Here is a 1,417-nt window from a genome sequence, read left to right as displayed (position 1 = left end):
CCTGGAGTCCCGCGGGGTGGTGGTCTTTCGGGCCCGCGGCGTCGTGACCGCGACGGGGTGAGCCATCGTGCGATGGTCAGTGAGAACGACCAAGAACTCACACAGAAAGACGACACCGCACGATGGCTCTTGACCAGTCTGCCCTCCTCGAGCTGCTCGGGGAACTGAAGCTCACCGGCACCACCGACCGCATCCGAGCCGCGACCGAGCGGCTCTACCAGGAGCTGATCGACGCGGAGACAGCCGCATTCATCGGCGCCGCCCCCTACGAGCGCACGAGCGAGCGCACGACTACCCGCAACGGTTCCCGGCCGCGGGTGCTGTCGACCACGGCTGGGGATCTGGAGTTGCGGATCCCGAAGTTGCGGCAGGGGTCGTTCTTCCCGTCGCTGCTGGAGCGGCGCCGCCGGGTCGACCAAGCCTTGTTCGCGGTCGTGATGGAGGCCTACCTCCACGGCGTCTCAACCCGGAAGGTCGATGACCTCGTCAAAGCGCTCGGCGCTGACACTGGCATCTCGAAGTCCGAGGTGTCCCGCATCTGCCAAGGGCTCGACGCCGAGGTCGCATCGTTCCGCGACCGCTCGCTGTCTGACATCGCCTACCCCTACGTGTTCCTCGACGCGACCTACTGCAAGGTCCGCATCGACCACCGTGTCGTGTCCCAGGCGGTCGTCGTCGCGATCGGCGTCGCCGCTGACGGGCGGCGGGTCGTGCTGGGCTTCGATGTCGGAGACAGCGAGACCGAGGAGTTCTGGAAGCAGTTCCTGCGCTCGTTGAAGACACGAGGTCTGGGCGGGGTGAAGCTGGTGATCTCCGACGCCCACGCCGGACTGAAGAAGGCCGCAGCGACCGTGTTGCAGGGCGCCGCCTGGCAGCGCTGCCGCGTCCACTTCATGCGCAACGTCCTGACCGCCCTCCCGAAGGGCCGGCAGGAGATGGTCGCCAGCGTGATCCGCACGATCTTCGCCCAACCCGACGCCGAGCACATCGATGCCCAGTTCGACGAAGTCGTGCGCATGATCGAGCGCGTCCACCCCAAGACCGCCGTGATGCTCACCGACGCCCGTGACGACATCCTCGCGTTCAAAGCGTTCCCCGCCCGGCATTGGCGACAGATCTGGTCCACGAACCCGCTGGAACGCCTCAATCGGGAGATCAAGCGCCGCACCGACGTCGTTGGCGTGTTCCCGAACAACGCCGCCCTGCTCCGCCTGGCCGGCTCCGTCCTCGTCGAGCAACACGACGAATGGGAAGCCGCCGACCGCCGCTACTTCTCCGAAGCCTCCATGACCGAGCTCACCGCGACCACCCCCACCATCGACGAGGCGGTGATACTCCCCGAGATCACCGCCGCCTAAACTAACGACAGCTGATCATCGCAACGAAGCGAAAGACCACCACTCAAACGGACGCGGCC

Annotated in this window: 1 protein-coding gene; it reads left to right on the top strand. The window is 66.4% G+C overall.

The features are described from left to right. Positions 1-122 precede the first annotated feature (122 nt). The gene (locus AC3ENX_RS14575) at positions 123-1,358 is read left to right on the top strand and encodes an IS256 family transposase (protein WP_046746337.1); all 1,236 of its coding nucleotides are present in this window, start codon (positions 123-125) and stop codon (positions 1,356-1,358) included. The last annotated feature ends 59 nt before the right edge of the window (positions 1,359-1,417 follow it).

The organism is Microbacterium sp. bgisy189 (assembly GCF_057707225.1).
Note: the sequence above shows the minus strand (reverse complement) of the source record. Positions and strands in the feature narration are given on the sequence as shown.